General features: G+C 73.2%; 18 protein-coding genes. 6 read left to right on the top strand and 12 right to left on the bottom strand.

Features of this window, described 5'->3' with window-relative positions; all coding sequences use genetic code 11:
* Position 1: 1 nt before the first annotated feature.
* The 4 genes from ACLQ21_RS04180 to ACLQ21_RS04165 form a co-directional block, all read right to left on the bottom strand.
* Positions 2–427: a nitroreductase family deazaflavin-dependent oxidoreductase gene (locus tag ACLQ21_RS04180; protein WP_425661780.1), complete on the bottom strand. Its 426-nt coding sequence runs from the start codon at positions 425–427 to the stop codon at positions 2–4.
* Positions 428–459: 32 nt separating this feature from the next.
* A complete protein-coding gene (locus ACLQ21_RS04175) occupies positions 460–1,617 on the bottom strand; it encodes an acyl-CoA dehydrogenase family protein (protein ID WP_425661778.1) in 1,158 nt (385 codons plus the stop codon).
* Positions 1,618–2,048: 431 nt separating this feature from the next.
* Positions 2,049–4,520 carry an ATP-dependent DNA ligase gene (locus ACLQ21_RS04170; protein ID WP_425661776.1) on the bottom strand — a complete coding sequence of 824 codons (2,472 nt, stop codon included), beginning with the start codon at positions 4,518–4,520 and terminating at the stop codon, positions 2,049–2,051.
* A gap of 1 nt (position 4,521) precedes the next feature.
* Positions 4,522–5,610, bottom strand: coding sequence for a Ku protein (locus tag ACLQ21_RS04165; protein WP_425661774.1), 1,089 nt, complete (start codon positions 5,608–5,610; stop codon positions 4,522–4,524).
* Positions 5,611–5,717: 107 nt separating this feature from the next.
* On the opposite strand from ACLQ21_RS04165, the gene ACLQ21_RS04160 reads away from it, so the two are divergent.
* The gene (locus ACLQ21_RS04160; RefSeq protein WP_425661773.1) at positions 5,718–6,854 is read left to right on the top strand and encodes a carboxylate-amine ligase; all 1,137 of its coding nucleotides are present in this window, start codon (positions 5,718–5,720) and stop codon (positions 6,852–6,854) included.
* 146 nt (positions 6,855–7,000) lie between these two features.
* Here ACLQ21_RS04160 and ACLQ21_RS04155 read toward each other — a convergent pair whose 3' ends face one another.
* Genes ACLQ21_RS04155 through ACLQ21_RS04145 form a run of 3 tightly spaced genes read right to left on the bottom strand, consistent with a single transcriptional unit; the run spans position 7,001 to position 12,985 of the window.
* Positions 7,001–7,666: a dienelactone hydrolase family protein gene (locus ACLQ21_RS04155; protein WP_425661771.1), complete on the bottom strand. Its 666-nt coding sequence runs from the start codon at positions 7,664–7,666 to the stop codon at positions 7,001–7,003.
* Complete coding sequence (locus ACLQ21_RS04150; protein WP_425661770.1) at positions 7,663–10,344, bottom strand: DUF4062 domain-containing protein; 2,682 nt, start codon at positions 10,342–10,344, stop codon at positions 7,663–7,665. The genes ACLQ21_RS04155 and ACLQ21_RS04150 overlap by 4 nt, the downstream gene beginning before the upstream one ends.
* 16 nt (positions 10,345–10,360) lie before the next feature.
* Positions 10,361–12,985, bottom strand: coding sequence for a DUF4062 domain-containing protein (locus tag ACLQ21_RS04145; protein ID WP_425661768.1), 2,625 nt, complete (start codon positions 12,983–12,985; stop codon positions 10,361–10,363).
* 82 nt (positions 12,986–13,067) lie between these two features.
* Between ACLQ21_RS04145 and ACLQ21_RS04140 the strand changes: the two genes are divergently transcribed.
* Positions 13,068–13,910: a DUF1206 domain-containing protein gene (locus tag ACLQ21_RS04140; RefSeq protein WP_425661766.1), complete on the top strand. Its 843-nt coding sequence runs from the start codon at positions 13,068–13,070 to the stop codon at positions 13,908–13,910.
* An 11-nt stretch (positions 13,911–13,921) separates the two neighbouring features.
* On the top strand, positions 13,922–14,764 hold the full coding sequence (locus ACLQ21_RS04135; protein ID WP_425661764.1) for a DUF1206 domain-containing protein: 843 nt from the start codon (positions 13,922–13,924) through the stop codon (positions 14,762–14,764).
* Between the two features lie 18 nt (positions 14,765–14,782).
* Here ACLQ21_RS04135 and ACLQ21_RS04130 read toward each other — a convergent pair whose 3' ends face one another.
* Positions 14,783–15,274: a hypothetical protein gene (locus ACLQ21_RS04130; RefSeq protein ID WP_425661762.1), complete on the bottom strand. Its 492-nt coding sequence runs from the start codon at positions 15,272–15,274 to the stop codon at positions 14,783–14,785.
* Between the two features lie 101 nt (positions 15,275–15,375).
* Between ACLQ21_RS04130 and dcd the strand changes: the two genes are divergently transcribed.
* Both dcd and ACLQ21_RS04120 read left to right on the top strand, forming a co-directional pair.
* Positions 15,376–15,981 (top strand): dCTP deaminase, encoded by a 606-nt coding sequence (gene dcd, locus ACLQ21_RS04125; protein WP_425661760.1) that lies wholly within the window; start codon positions 15,376–15,378, stop codon positions 15,979–15,981.
* On the top strand, positions 15,981–16,874 hold the full coding sequence (locus ACLQ21_RS04120) for a hypothetical protein (protein WP_425661758.1): 894 nt from the start codon (positions 15,981–15,983) through the stop codon (positions 16,872–16,874). Before dcd ends, ACLQ21_RS04120 begins: the two co-directional genes overlap by 1 nt.
* Positions 16,875–16,926: 52 nt before the next feature.
* On the opposite strand, the gene ACLQ21_RS04115 is transcribed toward ACLQ21_RS04120, so the two are convergent.
* A complete protein-coding gene (locus tag ACLQ21_RS04115; protein WP_425661756.1) occupies positions 16,927–17,484 on the bottom strand; it encodes a hypothetical protein in 558 nt (185 codons plus the stop codon).
* 106 nt (positions 17,485–17,590) lie between these two features.
* On the opposite strand from ACLQ21_RS04115, the gene ACLQ21_RS04110 reads away from it, so the two are divergent.
* Positions 17,591–18,220, top strand: coding sequence for a MarR family winged helix-turn-helix transcriptional regulator (locus ACLQ21_RS04110; protein WP_425661754.1), 630 nt, complete (start codon positions 17,591–17,593; stop codon positions 18,218–18,220).
* Here the strand turns inward: ACLQ21_RS04110 and ACLQ21_RS04105 are convergent.
* From ACLQ21_RS04105 to ACLQ21_RS04095, 3 genes are all read right to left on the bottom strand, one after another.
* Positions 18,217–18,753 (bottom strand): 2'-5' RNA ligase family protein, encoded by a 537-nt coding sequence (locus ACLQ21_RS04105; RefSeq protein ID WP_425661752.1) that lies wholly within the window; start codon positions 18,751–18,753, stop codon positions 18,217–18,219. The genes ACLQ21_RS04110 and ACLQ21_RS04105 overlap by 4 nt on opposite strands.
* Before the next feature lie 229 nt (positions 18,754–18,982).
* On the bottom strand, positions 18,983–19,921 hold the full coding sequence (locus ACLQ21_RS04100) for an endonuclease domain-containing protein (RefSeq protein WP_425661750.1): 939 nt from the start codon (positions 19,919–19,921) through the stop codon (positions 18,983–18,985).
* Positions 19,922–20,186: 265 nt separating this feature from the next.
* The gene (locus ACLQ21_RS04095) at positions 20,187–21,647 is read right to left on the bottom strand and encodes an MFS transporter (protein WP_425661748.1); all 1,461 of its coding nucleotides are present in this window, start codon (positions 21,645–21,647) and stop codon (positions 20,187–20,189) included.
* Between the last annotated feature and the right edge of the window lie 4 nt (positions 21,648–21,651).

Genomic DNA, 21,651 nt, shown 5'->3' with positions numbered 1-21,651 from the left:
CTCAGCCCGGAGGCTGCACCGGCGTGAGCACCGCGACCGATCGGCGCCCGGCCTTCTGACGGGCCGAGACGCGTATCGTCACGCCGTCGAGGAAGCGCTCCCACACCGCGGCACCCTCGGCCTCGTCGGCGATGCGCACATCGACGGTCCGCGTCTCCTTGCCGAGGTCGACCGACGCCGTTCCCGCTGCGCGGAGGTTGCGGAACCATTGCGGCTCCTGGCCGCCGACGAAGGTGCCGACGACGGCGATCCCGCCGTCGTGCTCGACGTACGCGATGGGCGTCGTGAACCGCTTGCCGCTGCTTCGACCGGCGACGGTGAGCAGCAGCACGGGCAATCCGGCGGAACGCCGGGCGAGCGGGAAGCGACGGAAGAGGGCGGTGTGAACGTCCGCGCCGATGCGCCTCAAGCGCTGCTTGACTCCCATGCCCCGAGTATCGCGGCCAGGGTCGGCGGAAGTCAGCCCCGGAAGGCGGCTAGCCCCGTGAGTGCCTGGCCGATCACGAGCATGTGCACCTCGTCGGTGCCCTCGTACGTGCGCACGCTCTCGAGGTTCGCCGCGTGGCGCATGGGGGAGAGGTCGAGTGTGATGCCGTTGCCGCCGAGCAGCGCTCGCGCCTCGCGGCAGATCTCGATCGCGGCGCGGCACGAGGCGAGCTTGCCCATCGAGATCTCGTGCGGCCGCAGCAGCCCGGCGTCCTTGCGCCGCCCGAGGTGCAGGGCGAGCAGCTGCGCCTGCTGCAGCGCGAGCACCATCTCGGCGAGCCGAGCCTGCGTCAGCTGCATGCCGGCGAGCGGCCTGCCGAACACCTCGCGGTCGCCGACGTACGCGAGGGTCGTCTCGAGCGCGTCGCGAGCGGCGCCGAGCGCGCCCCACGCGATGCCGAAGCGCGCCTCGTTCAGGCACTCGAACGGCGCGCGCAGCCCCCGCGCATCCGGCAGCCGCGTCGACTCGGGCACGCGCACGCCGTCGAGCGCGATGTCGCACTGGATCGACGCGCGCATCGACAGCTTCGGCGCGATCGGCGTCGCGGTGAAACCGGGCGAGGAGGTGTCGACGAGGAAGCCGCGCACGCCCTCGTCGGTCTGGGCCCAGACGACCGCGACGTCGGCGATCGAGGCCAGACCGATCCACCGCTTCGCACCGTCGATGATCCAGTCGCCGCCATCGCGTCGCGCCGTCGCGCGCATCGCGCCCGGGTCGCTGCCCGCATCCGGCTCGGTCAGGGCGAAGCAGCCGATCGCCTCGCCCGCGGCCATGCGCGGCAGCCACGCGGCGCGCTGCTCGTCGGAGCCGTGCTTCGCGATCGCCGACATCGCGAGCGACCCCTGCACGCTCACGAAGGTGCGGATGCCGCTGTCGCCGGCCTCGAGCTCCTGCATCGCGATGCCGTACTCCACGGCCGACCTGCCGGCGCAGCCGTAGCCGGTCAGGTGCATGCCGAGCAGGCCCTCCGCCGCGAGCGCCGGCACGAGCTCGCGCGGGAAGACGGCGCGCTCGAACCAGTCGGCGATGTGTGGGCGGATGTCGCGGTCCACGAGCGCGCGCACGCGCGATTGCACGGCGCGCTCCTCGTCGCTGAGGAGCGATGCGATGTCGAGGAGGTCGGAGGTCATGAGGGCGAGTCTGCCAGCGAGCGACGCCCGCTCGTCGAGTAGCAGCGCCGAGGGCGCCGTCCTTCCCGCTCGTCGAGTAGCAGCGCCGCAGGCGCCGCGTATCGAGACGACATCCCGCCGGGTCGAGGCGGTCTCGATACGCGGCCGGCTGCGCCGGCAGCTACTCGACCAGCGGAAGGAGGAGCCGGCAGCTACTCGACCAGCGCAGGAAGGCCGGCCGCTGGGGCCGTTCTTCCCGCTCGTCGAGTAGCAGCGCCGCAGGCGCCGCGTATCGAGACGACATCCCGCCGGGCCGTGGTGGTCTCGATACGCGGCCGGCTCCGCCGGCTGCTACTCGACCAGCGGGGAGGCCGGCTGCGCCGGCAGCTACTCGACCAGCGGAAGGAGGAGCCGGCAGCTACTCGACCAGCGGGAGGGGCGGCAGCCGGGGGTCAGGCGGCGTTCAGGTCGGCGACCGTCTTGTCGTGGCGCAGGCCGCGCCACACCGGGTGCCGCAGCGCGCCCGACGTCGTCCGCTCGGTGTGCTCGACCTCGCCGACGGCCGCGCGCACCCAGTGCACCTTGCGCGCGACGTCGGTCGGCAGGCCCTCGATCGCCGGCGCCGTCCGCCGCGGCCGCAGCTGGTCGCGCAGCCGGTCGCGCTCCGCTCCCGAGAACCCCGAGCCCACCCGGCCGGCGTAGCGGAGCCGCCCGTCGTCGCCGGGCAGCGCGAGCACGAGCGAGCCGACCGTGCCGGCGAGCGAGCCGTTGCCCTCGAGCCAGCCCACCACGACGACCTCCTGCATCTGCTGGTGCTTGAGCTTCCGCCAGTCGTCGCTGCGCTTGCCCGGGCGGTAGCGGCTGTTGTGCCGCTTCGCCATCACGCCCTCGATGCCGCGCTCTGCGGTCACCTCGAGGATGCGCTCGAGCGACCCGCGCAGCGGCTTCGAGATCTTCACCCGCGCGCTCTCGTGCACGAGCTCGTCGAGCCGCGACTGTCGGTCGTCGAGCCGCTCGTCGTTCAGCCGCTCGCCGTCGAGCTCGAGCAGGTCGAAGAGCACGAGCGTGGCGGGCGTGGCCTTCGCGGCTCGCGCGGCCTGCCGCCCGCTCAGCCCGCCCCGGTCCTGCAGCGCCTCGAAGTCGGCCGCGCCGCGCTTGAGCATGACGATCTCGCCGTCGAGCACCGCGTCGGCCGCGAAGGCCGACGGCACCGCTTCGACGAGCTCCGGGAACGCATCCGAGAGGTCGCGCCCGTTGCGGCTCAGCAGGTGCACCGCCGTGCCGACGCGCTCGACGAGCACCCGCCAACCGTCCCACTTGACCTCGAACGACCACTCGCGCTCGTCGTCGATGGCGGATGGGTCGCCGAGCGACGCGAGCATCGGCCGCAGGTCGGTCGGTCGGTCGCCCTTCGCGCGCGGCGTCGCGGCTCGCGGTGAGGCGAGCTTGCGCCCCAGCTTGCGCCGGGGAGCGGGCGCATCCTCCGCCTCCGTCTCGCCCTGCGCCTCCCGCGCCATCTCGGCTTTCGACGGCGCGTAGCCCTTGAGTCGCGCATCGCGCGCGGCATCCTGCTCCTTCATGCGATGCACGAGCCACTGGCGCTTGTCGGCATCGGTGCGGATGAGCGCGAACCGGTACGGGTCGCCGCCGAGCCCGCCGTCGGGCCGGCCGTGGAGGGTCGCGATCACCTCGTCGTCCCGCCACTTCTCGAGCTCGTACGTGCCGGCATCCCAGATCTTCACGACGCCGGCGCCGTACTCGCCCTTCGGGATGGTGCCCTCGAACGAGCCGTACTCGAGCGGGTGGTCCTCGGTCTGCACGCCGAGCCGGTTCTGCTTCGGGGTCGACGGCAGCCCCTTGGGCACCGCCCACGACACGAGCACGCCATCCTGCTCGAGCCGGAAGTCGTAGTGCAGCCGGCTCGCCTGGTGCTTCTGGATGACGAACGAGCGGCCGTCGGTCGGCGTGGGCGGCTCAGCCGGCACCGGCTCAGGCGTGCGGTGCGCCGAGCGCATGCCGCGGTACTTCGCGAGCCGGTCCGGGGGCGGATCGAGCGAGACGATCAGGTCGCCGTCGCGCTCGAGCCGCTCGAGCACCTCGGTGAACTCGAGCTGCTGCAGCCCGCCCGCCTCGACCTCCTCCCACGTGCGCGGTGCCGCGACGGTGGGCCGCAGCCGGCCGCGCAGCGAGTATGGCGCGATGGTCGTCTTCGAGCCGGAGTTCTGGCTCCAGTCGAGCAGCACCTTGTTGGTGCGCAGCGCCTTCTTCATGTCGCTGACGATGAGATCGGGATGCATCGCCTCGAGCGAGCGGGCCAGCGTGTGCGCGACCTCGCTCGCCTGCTCGCTCGTGACGGTGCCGTCGAGCCGGGCGTACATGTGGATGCCCTTCGATCCGCTCGTGAGCGGCACGGGGTGCAGGCCGATGTCCTCGAGCAGCTCGCGCACCGACAGCGCCACGCGCGCGCAGTCGTCGAGGTCGGCGCCTTCGCCCGGGTCGAGGTCGAGCACGAGCCGGTCGGGGTTCTGCCGCTCGCCGTCGAGCATCCGCCACTGCGGCACGTGCAGCTCGAGGGCGCCCATCTGCGTCATCCAGGCGAGCGCAGCGGGCTCCGACAGCACCGGGTACTGCTTCGGCCCGGTCGAGTGCTGCAGCTCGACCGTCTCGATCCAGTCGGGCGCCCCGCGCTCGAGCGTCTTCTGGAAGAACACCTGGCCGGGCTTCTGCTCCGTGCCGACGCCCTCGACCCAGCGCTTGCGGGTGACCGGGCGACCGCCCGCGTGGGCGATGAGGGGCTCGGATGCGCGCAGCACGTACTCGAGCACGTCGCGCTTCGTCGTCCCGGTCGACGGGTAGAGCACCTTGTCGGGGTTCGAGAAGCGCAGGCTCCGCCCGCCGACGACGATGCGATCGGCGGCCGCCACCTCAGGCGGACTTCCGCTTGCTCGCCGTCGCCTTGCTCGGCGTCGTCTTGCTCTGCGCGGTCGACTTGGCGGCGGGCTTCTTCGCGGCAGCCGTCTTCGTCGCCGTCGACTTCGCGGGCGACGACTTCGCGGCGGGCTTCTTCGCCGTCGTCGACTTCGCGGCGGCCGACTTCGCCGCTGGCTTGTTCGCCGCCCTCGACCGGGTCGCGGTCGACTCCTCGTCCGCCGCGGCCGTCCTCGACTTCGACGCGGTGCTCTTCGACGCCGTGCTCTTCGACGACTCCTCGGTCTCACCGGACGCATCCGACCCCTTGCGCTTCTCGACCGAGCGCTGCAGCGCCTCGAGCAGGTCGATGACCTCGGCGCCCTCGTCGTCATCGGTCTCGCCGAAGGTCGCCGCGGTGTCGAGGGCGTCGCCCTGCTCGAGCTTCGCCTCCACGAGCGTGCGCAGCTGCTCCTGGTACTCGTCGACGTACTGCTCCGGCTCGAAGTCGGCCTCGAGGTCGCGCACGATCGAGCGCGCGAGATCCATCTCGCGCTTGCCGACCGAGACGTCGTCGTCGAGCGACGAGAAGTCGGCGGCCCGCACCTCGTCGGACCAGCGGATCGTCTGCACGAGCAGCACGTCGTCGCGCACGCGCATGGTGGCGAGCCGGGTGCGCTGCCGCAGCGAGATGCGCACGACCGCGGTGCGCTCGGTCTCCTCGAGCACGCGGCGCAGCAGCACGTAGGCCTTCGGGCTCTTCGAGTCGGGCTCGAGGTAGTAGCTGCGCTCGAACAGGATCGGATCGATCTGCTCGTTGGGCACGAACTCGAGCACCTCGATCTCGCGGCTGCGCTCGGCGGGCAGCGCCTCGAGGTCCTCGCCGGTCAGCACGACGGTCTGCTCGCCGTCGTCGTAGGCCTTGTCGATGTGCGCGTACTCGACCTTCTTGCCGCACACCTCGCACTTGCGCTCGTACCGGATGCGACCGCCGTCTGCGTCGTGCACCTGATGCAGCTGCAGGTCGTGCTCCTCGGTGGCCGAGTACAGCTTCACGGGCACATTGACGAGCCCGAATGTGATCGAGCCCTTCCAGATCGCGCGCATGTGCTCACTTTCCACGATCCACCTGGGCTTCCGCCAGCCCCCGCGGCTGAGAGTCGGCAGGGCCGCTCACCCTGGCGGGATCCAGCCTGCGGGGGGACAATCCGGGCATGACCCTGCAGCAGCCGGCGCGGCGCGCGCACCGCACGTTCGGCATCGAGGAGGAGGTCATCCTGCTCGAGCCGGGCACGCTCGCGCCCGTCGACGTCGCCGACGAGGTGATCGCCGAGCTCGAGCACTCCGACGCCGACGTGCACTGGATCACGCACGAGTACCTGCGCGCGCAGGTGGAGTTCTCGTCGCCCGTGCTGGCCGATGCGGATGCGGCCGACCGGGTGGTGCGCGAGTTCCGGCGCGCGGTAGCCGGCGCGGTGGCGCGGCGAGGGCTGCTGGCCGGGAGCGCCGGCACCGCGTTCGGCGCGGGCCGGTCGGCCACCGCCGCGGGGGAGCGGTACACGCGCTTCGCGCAAGTGCTGGGCGCGATCCATCCCGACCACCGCATCCAGGGGCTGCACGTGCACGTCGCGGTCGCGTCGCGCGACGAGGGGGTCGAGGTGATGCGCGCGCTGCGGCCATGGCTCGCGCCGCTGCTGGCGCTCACCGCGAACTCGCCGTGCTTCGGCGGCGTCGACACCGGCTTCGCGAGCTGGCGGACGATCGTGGGGCGCCGGTTCACGACGGCGTCCGTGCCGCCCGAGTTCGCCGACGGCGCCGACTACGAGCGCCGGGTGCGGGCGCTCGTCGGCCTCGGCGCGACGCTCGACACGGCGTCGATCTTCTGGATGATGCGGCTCGCCGAGCGATACCCGACCATCGAGCTGCGCGTGTTCGACGCGCAGCTGAGCGCCGACGAGACCGTCGGCGCGGCGCTGCTCACCCGCGCGCTCGTCGAGGCCGCCGCCGCGGGCGAGCTGCCCCACGCGAAGGCGGCCGCCCACGCCGAGCACCTGGATGCGGCCGTGTGGCACGCCGCGCGGCACGGTCTCGACGACGTGCTCGTCGACCCGGTCACCGCATCCATCGCACCGGCCCGGCACGTGATCGAGCGCATGATGGATTCGGTCCGCCCGGCGCTGGACGCCTCGGGAGACCGCGACCGGGTCGAGGCGCTCGTGCAGCGGATCCGCGAGGAGGGCAACGGCGCCGCGCGGCAGCGAGCGGCGCTCGCGGAGGGCGTGCCGGCGCTCGAGCGGCTGCTGCGCACGACGTTCGCGGCGCCTCCGGTGGCGGCGCCGCTCGGGGAGTAGGGGGGAGGCGGGTCTCGATACGCGGCCGGCTGCGCCGGCAGCTGCTCGACCAGCGGGGGAGCGGCCGGCTGCGCCGGCAGCTGCTCGACCAGCGGGGGAGCGGCCGGCTGCGCCGGCAGCTGCTCGACCAGCGAGAAGAGCGAGCGTCAGCCGTCGGCGCGGAGGTGCTCGCGCAGGAACGCGAGCGTCGTCTGCCAGGCCTCCGCCGACGCATCCGCGTCGAACTTCTGCGGGATCTGCTCGTTCTGGAAGCCGTGCACCGCGCCGTCGTAGTGCAGCACCTCGATGCCGTCGAAGCCCTCGGCCGCCATGCGTGCCTGCAGCTCCTCCGGCGACTCGCGCCCCGACCAGTCGTCGGTCTCGGCGAGCTGGAACAGCACCGGCACGCGCGGGGCGACCGGTCCGCGCGCCGTGCCGTAGTAGGCGACGACCGCGTCGAGCGATCCCTGGGTGGCGTAGGCGAGCGCGATCGACGCGCCCATCGAGAAGCCGACGACCGCCGCGCGGTGGCTGCCGAGCGCGCGAGCCTCGCCGATCGCCTCGCTCACGAGGTGCAGCGCACCGGGCATGTCGGCGAGGCGTCGGCGCAGCAGCACGGCGGCATCCCTGCCGACGGTGGCGGTGCGCCCGTCGAAGAAGTCGGGCACCGCCACGCGGTAGCCCTCGGCGGCGAGCCTCCCGGCGAATCCCTCGATCCAGGGGAGGCGACCGTTCCAGTCGTGGGCGAGCACGACGATCGGGTCGCCCTCGCGCCCGTGCCAGCTCGTCGCGGCGGTGCCGGTGGCGCCTGGCTGTCGGCTGGTGTCGCTCATGCTGCCCCCTCGCTCGGTCCGGCCACGGTAGCCGAGCCACCGGGCGGGCCGCCCGAGAGCGCCACTCGGGCGGCCTCGAAGGAGCCCAGCTCGCGGCCGCGCGCCTCCGCGGCCCGCAGCAGCTCGGCGTCGCCGCGCTCGGCGAGCTCGTCGAGGTAGCGGGTGTGGAAGACGAACGCCGGCGCGTCGAAGACGGCGGTGCGGGCTCGGATCGCGGCCGCAGCTCCCGCGAGCACGCCCGCTCGCTCGACCTCGCCGCGGGCGGCGGCGACCGCGGAGAGGCCCTCGATGCCGTAGGCGATCCCCTCCTCGTGGCGCAGCCCGACCGAGCCCTCGACGGCGCCGCGCATCAGCCGCTCCGCCTCCTCGAGGTCACCGGAGAGCACGCGGGCCCGGCCGAGGTGGTGCGTCGCCACGGTCGCCGTGAACCGGTCGCCGCTGCCGACCGCGGCATCCGTCGCCCGGCGGAACTGCGAGGTCGCCGCCTCAAGGTCGCCGGTGAGCACCGAGATGCGACCGAGTGCCACGAGCGCGAGCGCCTCGCCCCAACCGGCGCCCAGCTCGCGGAAGCGCCGAGCCCCCTCGTGCAGCCACGCGGAGGCGCGCGGGATGTCGGGATCGGCCGTGTTGATCTCGGCGAGCCCGGCGGTGGCGGCGGCCATCGTCGCGCCGAGCTGGTCGCCCGCATCGGCGAAGGCAGCCGACGCTCGCAGGAGCGCCTCGGGGATGTCGTGGGAGGGCGCGAGCCACATGTCGCGCCAGGAGACGTAGAACGTCGCGATGGCGAGCGCGCGCGGCGAGAGCGACTCGGGCGGCTGGGCGAGCACCTCGTCCATCCACAGCGCGACCTCCATGATGTACTCGCCCACCCACCAGTAGAGGAAGAGCCGCCACGCCATATCGGCGGCCGTCTCGACGTCGCCCTCGTTCGTCAGGTGCCGCACCGCAGTGCGCAGGTTGCCGCGCTCGAGGTTGAGGCGCGCGACCGCGTTCACCTGCTGGCTGAAGCCGAGCCCGCGGCCCTCCCGCTTGGCGAGGTCGAGGTAGACCGCGGCGTGCGCATCCCGTGCTGCCTGCTCCTCGCCGTCCTCGCGCAGCCGCTCGACGCCGTGCTCACGCACGGTCGCGAGCATCGAGAACAGCGGCTCCCCGCCCACCTCCGACTGCTGCAGCAGCGAGCTGTCGACGAGCGTCTCGAGTGCGGCGAACACGTCGACCGTCCAGGCGCGCTCCTCGGCGAACGCCTCGATCGACTCGATCGTGAAGCCGGGCGAGAAGACCGAGAGTTCGCGCAGCGCGCGCCGCTCGGGCTCCTGGAGCAGGGTCGTCGACCACTCGATCGTCGAGCGCAGCGTCCGCTGCCGCGGCGGCAGGTCGCGGGAGGCGTCGACGAGCAGCGGCAGCTGGCGGTCGAGCCGCTGCAGGATCGCGGCGGGCGTCAGCACCCGCATGCGGGCCGCGGCCAGCTCGATCGCGAGCGGGATGCCCTCGAGCACCCGGCAGATGCCGACGATCGCGCCCAGGTTGGCATCCGTCACCTCGAAGTCGGGCTTGACCGCCCGCGCACGCTCCACGAGCAGCTCGACCGCGGCGGTCGCCCTCGCCCGCGACACCGAGTCGGGCGACGCCGCGTCGTGGGTCGCGAGCGGCGGCACCTCGACGACCCGCTCGCCTCGCACTCGCAGCACCGACCTGCTCGTGACCAGGAACGACGCATCCGGTGCGATCGTGAAGAGTCGCACGAGGATCGGCGCGGCGGCGAGCAGCTGCTCGAAGTTGTCGAGCACGAAGAGCATGCGGCGGCCCGCGAGGGCGATCGCGAGCCGCTCCTCGAGCGGCAGCTCGCCGGTGTCGCGCACGCCGACGGCCGCGCCGATCGTCGGCAGCAGCAGCGCCGGCTCGAGCACGTTCTCCAGGGTGACGAACGCGGTCCCGCCCGGGAAGGCGCCCGCCGCGGCCTGCGCGACGGCGATCGCGAGGCGGCTCTTGCCGATGCCGCCGGGTCCGAGCAGCGTCACGAGGCGCGTGCCGGGATCTTGGAGCAGCGCGAGCACGTCGGCGACCTCGCGCTGCCGGCCGATCAGCCGCGTGTACGGCGAGGGGATGCGCGCGGCCAGCAGGTCGGGCGACGCGGCGTCGGGCACGGCAGCGCCGGCCGCGTCGAAGCGCTCGGCCAGCAGGGTCGCGAGGTCGGCCTCCACGAGCTCGGCGAGCTCCTCGACCGAGCGGAACCCCTTGTAGGAGGCGGTGTCGTCGGCCTGGATCCGCGCGATGAGCGCGTCGAGCCGCGGCTCGCGCACGACATTGCGGCCCTCCGCGCCCTCGCGCAGGTAGATGAGCCTCGGCATGCCCGGCGGCGCGAGCCGGTACTCGTCCTCGAGCCCCGAGATCTCCTCGCCGGGCGCGACCCAGCCGTAGCGCTCGCCGTAGATGCCGACGAACACGTCGCTCTGCTCGAGGTACGCGCGGTAGAGGTCGCGCGGTGGGTGCGGCCGCGCGCCGAGCTCGAACATGACCGGCGCGAGACGCAGTCGCTCGATCGCGCCGCGGACGGCCGTCCGCTCCGCTTCGAGCTCGCGCAGCGTCGACGAGACGAACACCCGCAGGCGCTGGTCGGGGGTGCGGATGCGTGCGCGCGCGTCGGTGCTCGCCGTCGCACGCTCGTCGGTGCTCGTCATCGTGCGCGTCGCTCGATCACCAGTGCGCCAGCGCCGACGCGATGTGCTCGCGCTCCTGCTCAGGCAGGGCGATGGCGATCGCCTCCGGCACGCTCAGATCCTCGCCGCGCCGCTCGCCGGCGGCGACCCCCGTCGGATCGGCGGCTCGGATGGCGTCGAGCTGCGGCATGTGCACCGTGAAGGCCTCGGCGTCGAACACGCCGATGCGCTGCCGGATCGCGTGTGCGACGGCCGAGAGCATCCCCGCCCGCTCTGCCTCGCCCCGCGCGGCCGCGACCGCGCAGAGGCCCTCGAGCGCGTACGCGACGCCCTCCTCGAAGTGCAGCCGGACCGACACGAGCAGCGTGCGCACGCAACCGGCGGCCGCCGTGTCGATGTCGCCGCGCACGAGCTGGAGGCGTGCCTGGTGGTTGCCCGCGACCGAGAGCGTGAAGAGGTCGCCGACCGACTCGGCGACGTGCGTCGCGCGGTCGAAGCACGTCTGCGCGTCGTCGGTGAGGCCGCGCAGCCAGGCGAGGCGGCCGCGCGAGACCTCGGTGATCGCCTCCGCCCACGGGTTGCCGAGCGCTCGGAGCCGCTCCACCGCCTCCTTCAGCTCGCGCTCGGCGGTGTCGAGGTCCGGGAGCGGCAGCTGCAGCCGCGCCGTCGCGCGGGCAGCGACGGCCATCGCGGCGGCGTCGCCGTCGCCGCTCTCGGTGAAGAGCCGCACGCACTCGCCGAGGCCGGCGACCACCTCCTCGGTCGGGTGCTGCCACATCTCGCTCCAGAGCGCGAAGAACCACGCGACCGCGCGCGTGTGCGGCGTGATCGGCTTGTCCTTGCCCAGCAGCTCGAGCATCCACACCCGCACCTCGCCGAAGAAGCCGGCGATCCACCAGTAGACGAGCAGCCGCCAGGCGAAGTCGCCGGCGTCGTCGAGCCGGTCGATGTGCACGAGGTGGCGCACCGCGGCGCGGAGGTTCGGCAGCTCGAGGCCGAGCTGCACAACCGCGTCGCCCTGGCCGGCGCCGCGCAGGCCAGGCGCGACCGAGGCGACGAGGGCGCTGTAGTAGTCGGCGTGCGCGGCGCGCATCCGCCCGGACTCGCCGTGCTCCTTGAGCCGGCCGACCGCGTACTCCCGCACGACCGCGAGCAGCGACAGCACCGAGCGCCCGCCGATCTCGGCCTGCTTCACGAGCGACGCGTCGACGAGCGCCGAGATGCCGTCCATCGCCTGCCCCTCCCACGCGCGACCGGCGCCCAGCGCCTCCACCGCCTCGAGCGTGAACTGGCGGGCGAAGACGCCGAGGTCCTCGAGCATCGCGCGCTGCTCGGGTGGCAGCAGGCTCACGCTCCAGTCGATGGTCGCGCGCATCGTGCGATGCCGGTCGGGCAGGTCGCGCGCGGCGGCGGTGAGCAGCGGCAGGCTCTGCTCGAGTCGCTGCGCGATGCCGCGCGGCGTCAGCAGCCGCACCTTCGCGGCGGCGAGCTCGATCGCGAGCGGGAGCCCCTCGAGCCGTCGGCAGATGTCGGCGACCGCTGGCGCGTTCTCGTCGGTGAGCTCGAAGTCGGGCTTCACGGCCTGTGCGCGGTCGACGAACAGCGCCCCGGCGGGCGAGCGTCGCACGCGGTCCGGCGTGCCGTGCGCCACCGCATCCGGCACGCCCAGCGCACCCACCTCGTAGACGCGCTCGCCGCGGATCCGCAGCACGGTGCGGCTCGTGACGAGCAGCGTCACCGACGGGGCGACGTCGAACAGCCGCACGAGCAGCGGCGCGGCCTCGACGATCTGCTCGAAGTTGTCGAGCACGAGCAGCACCCGCCTGCCCGCGAGGGCGCGCGAGATGCGCTCCTCGAGCGCGGCCTCGCCGTTGTCGCGGATGCCGAGCACGTACGCGATGGTCGGCAGCAGCAGCCCCGGCTCGAAGACGCCCTCGAGCGGCAGGAAGTAGCGCCCGTCGGGGAAGAGATCGGCCGTCTCCTGGGCGATCTCGATCGCGAGCCTGCTCTTGCCGATGCCGCCGGGGCCGATGAGGCTCACGAGCTTCGTGCCTTGCTCGAGCAGCGCCCGCACGTCGGCCATCTCGCGCTCGCGGCCGATCGTGATGGTCGGCGGTACGGGGATCCGCGACTCGGGGGTCGGCGGTATCTCCTCGGCCCCGCCCTCCGGCTGCAGCCGCGACTCGTCGAACCGCTCGGCGAGCAGCGTCGCGAGGTCGTTCGACACCCGCTCCTCGAGCTCGTCCGCGGTCGAGAACGGCAGGTAGGCCGCGGTGTCGTCCTGCTGGATGCGGGTGATGAGCTCCTTGAGTCGCGGCTCGCGCTGCTCCGATGCGCGGATGTAGATGAGCTTGGGCATCTCCGGCGGGGCGAGGTTGTACTCGTCCTCGAGCCCTGAGACCTGCTCGTCGGGCGCGACCCAGCCGTAGCTGTCGGCGTAGATGCCGACGAAGATGTCGCTCTGCGCGAGGTACGAGCGGTAGAGGGCGCGCGGCGGGTGGGGCCTCGCGCCCAGCTCGAACATCACGGGCGCGAGCCGCATGCGCTCGATGGCTGCGCGGGCGGCGCGGCGCTCCTCGGCGAGCTCGCGCAGTGTCGAGCTCACGAACACCCGGATCCGCTGATCAGGGGTGCGGATCACGGGCCGGTGGGCGCCGGTCATGGCGACATCCTCTACCGCGGCGAGCCCGAGCGCCAGACGGTCCTGAGAAACCATCGACACTCTTGAGCGTTAGCGTGGCCCCATGACGAGCGATGGACGGTCGGACGCTGCGGCGTCGGCGAAGGATGCGGCGGGTCGGGCGACCGGCAAGGCGCAGGACGCGGCGGCGGGCGCCGAGCGGCACCCCGCGGCGAAGTGGGTCAAGGGCGCGGGGCAGATCGCGAACGGGGTCGTCCACTTCGTGATCGGCGCCATCGCGCTCGGCGTCGCGTTCGGCGGCGGCGGTTCTGCGGATCAGTCCGGCGCGATGCAGGCGATCCAGGAGTCGCCGCTCGGCAGCGTCGCGCTCTGGGCGGTCGGCCTCGCGCTGCTCGCGCTCGCGCTGCTCGCCTTCGTCACCGCCGTCGCCGAGTCGCGCCGCGACTGGAAGGACGCGCTCAAGGAGGCGGGACGCGGCATCGCCTACGCCGCGGTCGGCACGACGGCGCTCATCGCCGCGAACGGCGGCAGCTCCGACGGCGAGGCGCAGACGCAGTCGTTCTCGGCGCAGCTGATGGCGAACCCGTTCGGCGCGCTGCTCGTGGGGCTCGTCGGCGCCGGGATCGCGGCGATCGGTGTCTACTTCATCGTCAAGGGCGCGAAGCGCAAGTTCCGCGAGGACGTCGCCCCGCCCTCCCGCTGGCGCCACCTCGTCGACATCCTCGGCACCGCGGGCTACATCGCCAAGGGTGTCGCCGTCGTCATCGTCGGTTCGCTCTTCGTGATCGCGGCCGTGCGGCACGACCCGCAGGAGGCCGGTGGGCTCGACGGCGCGCTCCAGTCGCTCACGACCGTGCCCGGCGGGGTGATCGCGCTCATCGCGATCGCGGTCGGCCTCATGCTCTACGGCGTCTACTGCTTCGCCCGCGGCCTCTGGTCGCGCTGAACCGGTCGCTCGTGAGCGGCGACGGGCCGGACGGGGCGCTGTCCGACGCCGCCCACGGCGCGCATCGGGCGGCGCACAAGGCGCAGCATGCGGCGGCCGAGGTCGAGCAGCACCGCGCGGCGTCGTGGGTCGAGGCGCTCGGGCAGTCGGCGAACGGACTCGTCCACATCGTCATCGGCGCCATCGCGCTCGGCGTCGCGTTCGGCGCCGGCGGCTCGGCCGACCAGTCCGGCGCGATGCGCGCGCTGCGCGAGACGCCGATCGGCGGCGTCGCGCTCTGGGTCGTCGGCGTCGCGCTCGTCGCGCTCGCCCTGCACGCCTTCGTGATCGCCGTCGCCGCATCGCGTCGGCACCGGCGCGACGCGGTGCGCGCCGCCGGCCGCGGCATCGGCCACGTGGTCGTCGGCACCACCGCGCTCGTGTTCGCGCTCGGCGGCTCGATCGACGGAGAGGAGGCGACGGAGTCGGTCTCGACCACGGTGCTGCAGCATCCGGTCGGTCCGTGGCTGCTCGCCGTCACCGGTCTCGTGATCGCCGGCGTCGGTGTCGCCTTCGTGGCCCGCGGGGTGCGGCGGAAGTTCTTCGACGACGTCGCCCCGCCTCGCCGCTTTCGCCGGCTCGTGGAGGCGCTCGGGACGCCGGGCTTCGTGGCGAAGGGCATCGCCGTCACGATCGTCGGCGGCCTCTTCGTCGTCGCGGCGGTGAGCCACGATGCGGGGGAGGCAGGTGGCCTCGATGGCGCGCTGCAGTCGCTCACGACCGTGCCGGGCGGCGTCGTCGCGCTCGTGGCGATCGCCGTCGGGCTGATGGTCTACGGCGTCTACTGCGTCACCCGCGGTGTCTGGGCGCGCTGAGCGCCGAGCGACCGCCGCCTACTTCGCGCGGCCCTGCCGCGGATGGGGCAGGATCGGGTTCCGCAGCCGAGCGAGCCGCTTCGCGAGCTCGGCGGGCCGCATCGGCGCGCCCCGCTCGCTCGGTGGCAGGTCGTCGAGCGTCGCCTGCGGGCCGCGGTCGAGGCGCGTGGCGCTCGCGTCTGCCCCGCTCGTCGAGTCCGCCTCCGTCGCGTCCGCGCCGACGGGCGGCACCGCATCCGTCGCATCCTCGGGCGCCTCGGGCACGTGCGGGGCGTGCTCGGCGTGGCCGCGCAGGCGCGCGTCCAGCGCGCTGAAGTCGGTGCTCGTCGCCTGCAGGTCCCGGCCCAGCGTGCGCAGCACGCGGACGGTGGTCTCGTAGTCCTCGTCCGAGACCGACGCCTCGGTGCGGCGGGCGACCTCCGCGTCGCCGAGCGACCTGCGAGCGCGCTCGACCGCGGCTGCCGCGAGCTCGATCCAGTCTTCGAGCCGTCGATTGCGATGCACAGCCATGGTCACCTCCTCGGCGCCCGTCGTCCTACCGCTATCTTGCCCCTTCGGGCTGTGTGCCGCATGGGCGAGATTGCGGCGGGGCCGGGCGATACGCTCGGCGCGTGCTGCTCAGCGACCGCGACATCCGCGCCCGACTCGCCTCGGGCGACCTCGGCCTCGACCCCCTCGACCTCGCCATGGTGCAGCCCTCGAGCGTCGACGTGCGGCTCGACCGGGGCTTCCGGCTCTTCGACAACCACAAGTATCCGTACATCGACCCGGCCGAGGACCAGCCGGACCTGACGCGGCTCGTCGAGGTCGGTCCGGACGAGGCGTTCATCCTGCACCCGGGCGAGTTCGTGCTCGGCGCGACCTACGAGCGCGTGACGCTGCCCGACGACGTCGCGGCGCGGCTCGAGGGCAAGTCGTCGCTCGGGCGGCTCGGGCTCCTGACGCACTCGACGGCGGGATTCATCGACCCGGGCTTCTCGGGCCACGTGACGCTGGAGCTGTCGAACGTCTCGACGCTCCCGATCAAGCTGTGGCCGGGCATGAAGATCGGGCAGGTCTGCTACTTCCAGCTCTCGTCGCCGTCGGAGTCGCCGTACGGCAAGGGCGCGAACCTCAACCGCTACCAGGGGCAGCGCGGCCCGACCGCGTCGCGCTCGTTCCAGAGCTTCCACCGCACCCGGATCGACGCGCCCGAGACTCGCGCCGAGACGGACTGATGGCCGGCGCGCTGCGCGTCGAGCACGACGTCGAGGTCGCGCGCTGGGTGCAGCAGGGGCTCGCCGACTTCGGCTCGGTGGCCGCGAACATCCCGCCGATCTTCGACGCGTACGCGCGCATCCTGCACCCCGCGACGCGCAGCGTGCCGACGGGCGAGACGGATGCGTGGGGCAACCCGGAGCTCGCCACGCACGAGATCACGTGGGCGGAGGCGGCCGAGCTGATCGGCGACCGCGGCGGGAGACGGCAGCCGTTCACCGCGTGGTCGGCGCGCTTCGGCGACCAGCAGGTCGCGATGCCGGACGGCGGCTGGATCAACGAGCCGCACTCGGGCGACATCCCGCTGCCGTTGCTGACCGTGCTCGCCGAGCTGCTGGTCGCCGAGCACGGCGACGCGGAGGTGCTCGCGGCGGTCTGGGAGGGCAGCGGGCTCTCCACGCAAGGGACCGCCCACATGTTCTTCTGGCCCGACGACGATGCCCTGACCCAGCAGGAGCGCGAGCTGCGCGAGGCCGAGGCGCAGGCCGAGGCGCGCGCCGCGCAGATCGCGTCGATCGACCCGGAGCTGCGCTCGGCGATGGAGCGCGGCGAGGTGCTCGGGCTGCCGCGCGAGCATCAGGGGCGCGGGCATGTGCTGCTGCGCGGCCGGCTCGCCGCCCTCACCGACTCCGGATGGGTGCACGGCGCCGGCCTCGGGTGGAGGGGCGACTTCGGGCGCACGCCCAATCTGCTGTGGCCAGCCGAGCCGCGCGCATCCCCCGCGTGGATGGTCGCGACCGACCTCGACCTCGACGTCACGCTCATCGGAGGCAGCGGCCACCTCATCGGCCGCGTGCTCGCCCACCCGTCGATGGAGGCTCACCGGGTGCGGCCCGGCGACGCAGTCATCTGACGACGAAAGGGCGCCCCCGCGGGAGCAGGAGCGCCTTTCGCTGGTTCGGGGATCAGCGCTGGTGGCGCAGACCCATGCCGATGCGCCGCAGCGTGCGCATCGTGGTCACGTAGTCGGCGTGGCTGACGGTCGCCGCGATGCGGTGCTGCAGCTGCTCGGGGCTGAGGCCCGACCGGCGGATGCGCCGCGCCGACTTCACGATGCTGCGAGCGAGCGTGGGGCGGTCGCCGGTGTCCGTGCCGGGAGTGTGGCCGAAGCCGCGCCCGAAGCCGCGGCCGTGCAAGTGGGACCCGCCGTGGAAGCCGTGGCCGAGGTCGGAACCGGCGCCGTGGTCGTGGCGTCGGCCGCGACGGCCGTGACCGTGCCCGTGGCCCGTGCCGCGTCCGTGCGGGTGCCCCTCGTGGTGGAGCTGGCCGCAGTGCGAGTGGCTGTGGGCTTGCTCGTGCCGGCAGTGCGACTGGCTGTCGTGCATGGCGCTCTGCTCCTGCTCGTCGGTGTGCTGGTCATGGGTGCGCTGCTCGGCGTCGGGCGTCGGAGCATGCTGCTCGGTCGCGGCCGGGGCGCTCTCGTGCTCGGGGTGGTCGTGGGTGACGTGCTCGTCGGATCGCATCGCGATCTCCTCTCGATGGTGGGGCAGCCCTGGGGCTGCGAGTGCGGCAGGCTCCCCAGCCTCCGCAACTCCATGTCATTGTGCATGTACATGTAGAGTGACATACATGTCGGATGAACGTCAAGAGCCGGGTCCTGACGAGGCCGAGATCGCCCGCATCGCCGAGGCGCTCGACCGGATAGTGATGCGCCGTCCGCCCAGACCCGCACACGAGCCGTCCGGGTTCGGCCACGGCGGCCCTCATGGCGCGGAGCAGGCGCACGAGGGCGGGCACGGCCACGAGCACCAGCACGGCATGCGCGGTGGCGGTCGTCTCGGTCGCTGCGGCGACGCGGGGGAGATGGGCGAGCCGATCGGCGCGCCCGAGCGGCGTGGAGGCATGTTCCGCGGCGGTCCGCGCGGTGCGATGGGCGCGCGCCGGATGCTGCACGCGATCGTCCGCTCGACGGCACCCCGCTCGATCACCGACCTGGGTCACGCGATCGGCGTCGACCAGCCGCGCGCATCCCGGCTCGTGCAATCGCTCGCCGACGCCGGCCTCGTGCGGCGCATCCCGGACCCCGCCGATGGGCGGCGCGTCGTCATCGAGGCGACGAGGGCCGGGCGGGCGCACATCGCCGCGCATGCCGAGGCCCGAGCTGCGGAGGTGGCGATCGCTGCGGAGTCGCTGACCGCGGACGAGCGTGCCGAGCTCGCGCGCCTGCTCGCGAAGCTCGCCGACGCCTGGCCGGCCTAGCGAGTCGCGTCGGCGCCCGCGGCGTGAGAGACGGTCGCGGTCGCCGCATCCCAGCGCCGCACGGCCACACCCTGCGCGTCGATCGGTGGACCGAGCAGCTCGAGCGCGGCAGGCACGTCGGCAAGGCGGATGCGCCGCGCGAGCGTGACGTGCGGCAGCCAGCGTCCGGGCAGCAGGTGCGCGGGATCGTCGCCGGGACCCGCCGAGAGCAGCACCTCCGCATGCAGCGCGAGGAGTGCCGCGGATGCGACGACGACGCGCGCGAGCACGCGACGGTCGCCCTCGCCGAGCAGCACGGGCGGCCCGACGACGAGTGGCAGCGGCAGCGCCGCGGCGTCGATGCCGAGCGGATGCGCGACCGGCGTCGAGCGCGCCAGCAGCGTCACGTGCGGCCGATTGCTGGGCGCATCGTGGCGCGCGAGGCTCGACATGCCGGCGGCGGCGAGCGCCTCCCACTCGACGCGGACCCGCCCCTCCGCTGCGCTGTCGAGCAGCAGCTCGATGCTCGTCATGCCGCTCGCTCCAGCTCGCATGGGCCCATGCTCCCGCACCCGCCCGGGCGCCCGCGCTACTCGCACTCACACCCGCTCGAGCGCCGCCCGCCCGGCTGGGGTTCGCGGGTCTGCCCGTTTCCGGTACTGGTTTGCGAGGACGCGCGCGCAGCACCCGCGAATCCGTACCGGAACCTCCGACGCCTCGCGCGCGGTTGCACCGATCTGCAGGTGAGCGGAGCGGGCATCCGCCGATCCGTACCGGAAGCCGTCAGGCCGCGATTTCTCGTCGCACCAGGGCCGCGCGCACGCGCTCGATGAGTCCCCGCGCGTCGCGCTGCAGGTCGGCCTTCGTCACCCGGATGACGATCCAGCCCAGCGACTCGAGCAGCTCCTGGCGACGGATGTCCTTCGCCCACTGCACAGGATCGGTGAGGTGATGCTCGCCCTCGTACTCGATCGCGATCTTCCAGTCGGGATAGGCGAGGTCGATCTCGGCGCGGAGCACCCCGTCGACCCACACTTCGAACTGCACGACCGGTTCCGGCAGCCCCGCCGCGACGATCGCGAGCCGGCAGCGCGTCTCCTGCGGCGAGTCTGCGCCGACGCGCGCGTCTGCGACGGCTGCGGCGAATGCGGAGGCGCCATGCAGTCCGCGGCACCGCTCGGCGAACGCCGCGAGCGCTGCAAGGTCGGTGAACGGTCGGCGCGTCAGCCGCAGGTCGCGATACCGCTCCGAGGGCGTCACGAGCGCGTCGATGAGCACCACCAGATCGACGTGGGGCGTCTCCCTCGCGAGCGACATGACGGTCGAGGCCGGACCGAGCAGCGGGAGCCCGTCGAGGGTGCCCGACTCCAATCTCGTCGCGTCGAACTCCCTCGAGCGCACACCGCGCGCTCGCGTCCGAGTCGTCCCGGCCGGCACGCCGACGACGAGCGGTTCGGAGCGCTGCCAGACGGCGGTGATCGGGAGGCCCCACAGGCGACCGGCCGTGACGCCGATGTACACGTGACCGGGCCGCATGCGCGGCGCGAACGCGGCGGCGAGCTCGGCGACATCGGCCGGTTCGCGCGCTGTGCGGACGCCGTGGAACGGGGCCACGAGGTCCTTGCAGCGCAGCCGGCCCGGCGGGACGCCGCCGTCGAGCGCGGCCGCGACCGAGAATGGGCCGTCGGCGAAGGCGTCGGGAAGCGGTGCGCGACGAGTCACAGGCGCATGGTGACCCGGTCAGCGTGGTGCGCGTGGCGCATCCGACGGCGCCTGTGGATGCGTGGCCTCGGGTGCGTCTGGTAGGAAGCCGTCCGGTGCCGCAGGAGAGCGCGACGGTCGACGCTTGCTGTTGCGAATCTGCTGGTCCCCGGCTCTCGGACCAGCAACTCGGTACCGCAATCCACGCGGCCCCGCGAGATCCCGTACGGACCTGCGGATGCGGCCGGACCGCACCCGCAGATCCGTACCGGAAAGCAGACCCTGGCTACCGCGTGCGCACCGGCCGATCGTCGTCGATCACCGTCGGCTTCGGGTGCACCGGCAGCACGAGGGCGAGGCCAGCGAGCAGCACGATCACGATGCCGAGGATGCCGAAGCGCGTGTCGCCCGTGACCGACACGAAGATGCCGAACAGCGTCGGCGCGAGGAACGACACCGCGCGGCCGGTCGTCGCATAGAGGCCGAACATCTCGCCCTCTCGCCCCTCTGGCGTGATGCGCGCCATGAACGAGCGCGATGCCGACTGCACGGGGCCGACGAACGTTGACAGCGCGAGGCCGAACACCCAGAACATGCCCTTGCCCTCGACGAAGAGCACCGCGAGGCCGGAGAGCGACAGCACGACGAGCGAGATGACGATGACCGCCTTCGGCCCGAAGCGGTCATCCGCCCAGCCGCCGACGAACGTGCCGATGCCCGCCGTCACGTTGGCGGCGATGGCGAAGAGGATGACCTCGGTCGCGCTGAAGCCGAACACCGATGACGCGATGATGGCGCCGAACGTGAAGACGCCGGAGAGCCCGTCGCGGAAGACCGCGGAGGCGATCAGGAAGAGCAGCGTCTTGGGGGCGGTGCGCGCGATGCGGGCGATCGTGCGGAAGAGGATGCGGTACGACTCGATGATGCCGATGCGGTCCGGCACCGCGCCGGTCGGCGGCAGCTCGGGCACGCGCAGCATCAGCGGCAGCGCGAAGACGAGGAACCAGGCGGCACTCGCGAGCACCGCGAGCCGCACGTCGAGCGCGCCTCCCTCGAGACCGTTGGGGATGCCGAGCACACCGCCCGCATCCTCCGACGCGATCGGGAAGATGAACAGCACGAGCAGCAGTGCCAGCAGCACGATGCCGCCGACGTAGCCCATGCCCCAGCCGTAGCCCGAGGTGCGGCCGAGCGACGCCTTCGTCGCCACCTGGTGCAGCATCGCGTTGTAGTTCACCGACGCGAACTCGAAGAAGAGGTTGCCGGCCGCGAGCAGCCCGGCGCCGAGCCACAGGTACTGCGGCGCGGGCGTGACGAAGAACATGCCGACCATCGCCAGGATCGTCACGCCGGTGTTCACGCCGACCCAGAGCTTGCGACGGCCGCCGCCGTCGGACCGCTGCCCGATGATCGGCGCGAGCAGTGCCACGAGGATGCCGGCGATGGCGATCGCCGACGCGACCACCGACGCGTTGCCGGCGAGCGCCCGGGTGAGCCCCTCGCCGTTCGCGCCCACGGCATCCGGATCGACGAAGAGGTCGGAGGCGATGTAGCGGCTGAAGACGAAGGTGGTGACGACCGCGTTGAACGACGCGGAGCCCCAGTCCCACATCGCCCACGCGGTCGCGCGTCGGCGCAGCTCGCGCTGGGTCACGGGGGCGACGCCCGCCTGCGACGGCTGGACCATCGCGTGGGGAGACGTGCGGGCGGTGACGGAAGCCTCGTGCGGCTCCTGAGGGACGCTCATGCTG

The organism is Agrococcus sp. DT81.2, assembly GCF_049844935.1.
GTDB lineage: Bacteria > Actinomycetota > Actinomycetes > Actinomycetales > Microbacteriaceae > Agrococcus.
The sequence above is the reverse complement of the archived record's forward strand: the minus strand, read 5'-3'. Positions and strand labels throughout refer to the sequence as shown.

Excerpts from the sequence above, each read along its gene's own strand:
- ACLQ21_RS04160 (WP_425661773.1), top strand. The coding sequence starts at position 5,718 with ATGACCCTGCAGCAGCCGGCGCGGCGCGCGCACCGCACGTTCGGCATC.
- ACLQ21_RS04180 (WP_425661780.1), bottom strand. The coding sequence starts at position 427 with ATGGGAGTCAAGCAGCGCTTGAGGCGCATCGGCGCGGACGTTCACACC.
- ACLQ21_RS04130 (WP_425661762.1), bottom strand. The coding sequence starts at position 15,274 with ATGGCTGTGCATCGCAATCGACGGCTCGAAGACTGGATCGAGCTCGCG.
- ACLQ21_RS04095 (WP_425661748.1), bottom strand. The coding sequence starts at position 21,647 with ATGAGCGTCCCTCAGGAGCCGCACGAGGCTTCCGTCACCGCCCGCACG.
- ACLQ21_RS04150 (WP_425661770.1), bottom strand. The coding sequence starts at position 10,344 with ATGACGAGCACCGACGAGCGTGCGACGGCGAGCACCGACGCGCGCGCA.
- ACLQ21_RS04140 (WP_425661766.1), top strand. The coding sequence starts at position 13,068 with ATGACGAGCGATGGACGGTCGGACGCTGCGGCGTCGGCGAAGGATGCG.
- ACLQ21_RS04155 (WP_425661771.1), bottom strand. The coding sequence starts at position 7,666 with ATGAGCGACACCAGCCGACAGCCAGGCGCCACCGGCACCGCCGCGACG.
- ACLQ21_RS04175 (WP_425661778.1), bottom strand. The coding sequence starts at position 1,617 with ATGACCTCCGACCTCCTCGACATCGCATCGCTCCTCAGCGACGAGGAG.
- ACLQ21_RS04110 (WP_425661754.1), top strand. The coding sequence starts at position 17,591 with ATGTCGGATGAACGTCAAGAGCCGGGTCCTGACGAGGCCGAGATCGCC.
- ACLQ21_RS04105 (WP_425661752.1), bottom strand. The coding sequence starts at position 18,753 with ATGCGAGCTGGAGCGAGCGGCATGACGAGCATCGAGCTGCTGCTCGAC.
- ACLQ21_RS04115 (WP_425661756.1), bottom strand. The coding sequence starts at position 17,484 with ATGCGATCCGACGAGCACGTCACCCACGACCACCCCGAGCACGAGAGC.
- ACLQ21_RS04145 (WP_425661768.1), bottom strand. The coding sequence starts at position 12,985 with ATGACCGGCGCCCACCGGCCCGTGATCCGCACCCCTGATCAGCGGATC.
- ACLQ21_RS04120 (WP_425661758.1), top strand. The coding sequence starts at position 15,981 with ATGGCCGGCGCGCTGCGCGTCGAGCACGACGTCGAGGTCGCGCGCTGG.
- ACLQ21_RS04165 (WP_425661774.1), bottom strand. The coding sequence starts at position 5,610 with ATGCGCGCGATCTGGAAGGGCTCGATCACATTCGGGCTCGTCAATGTG.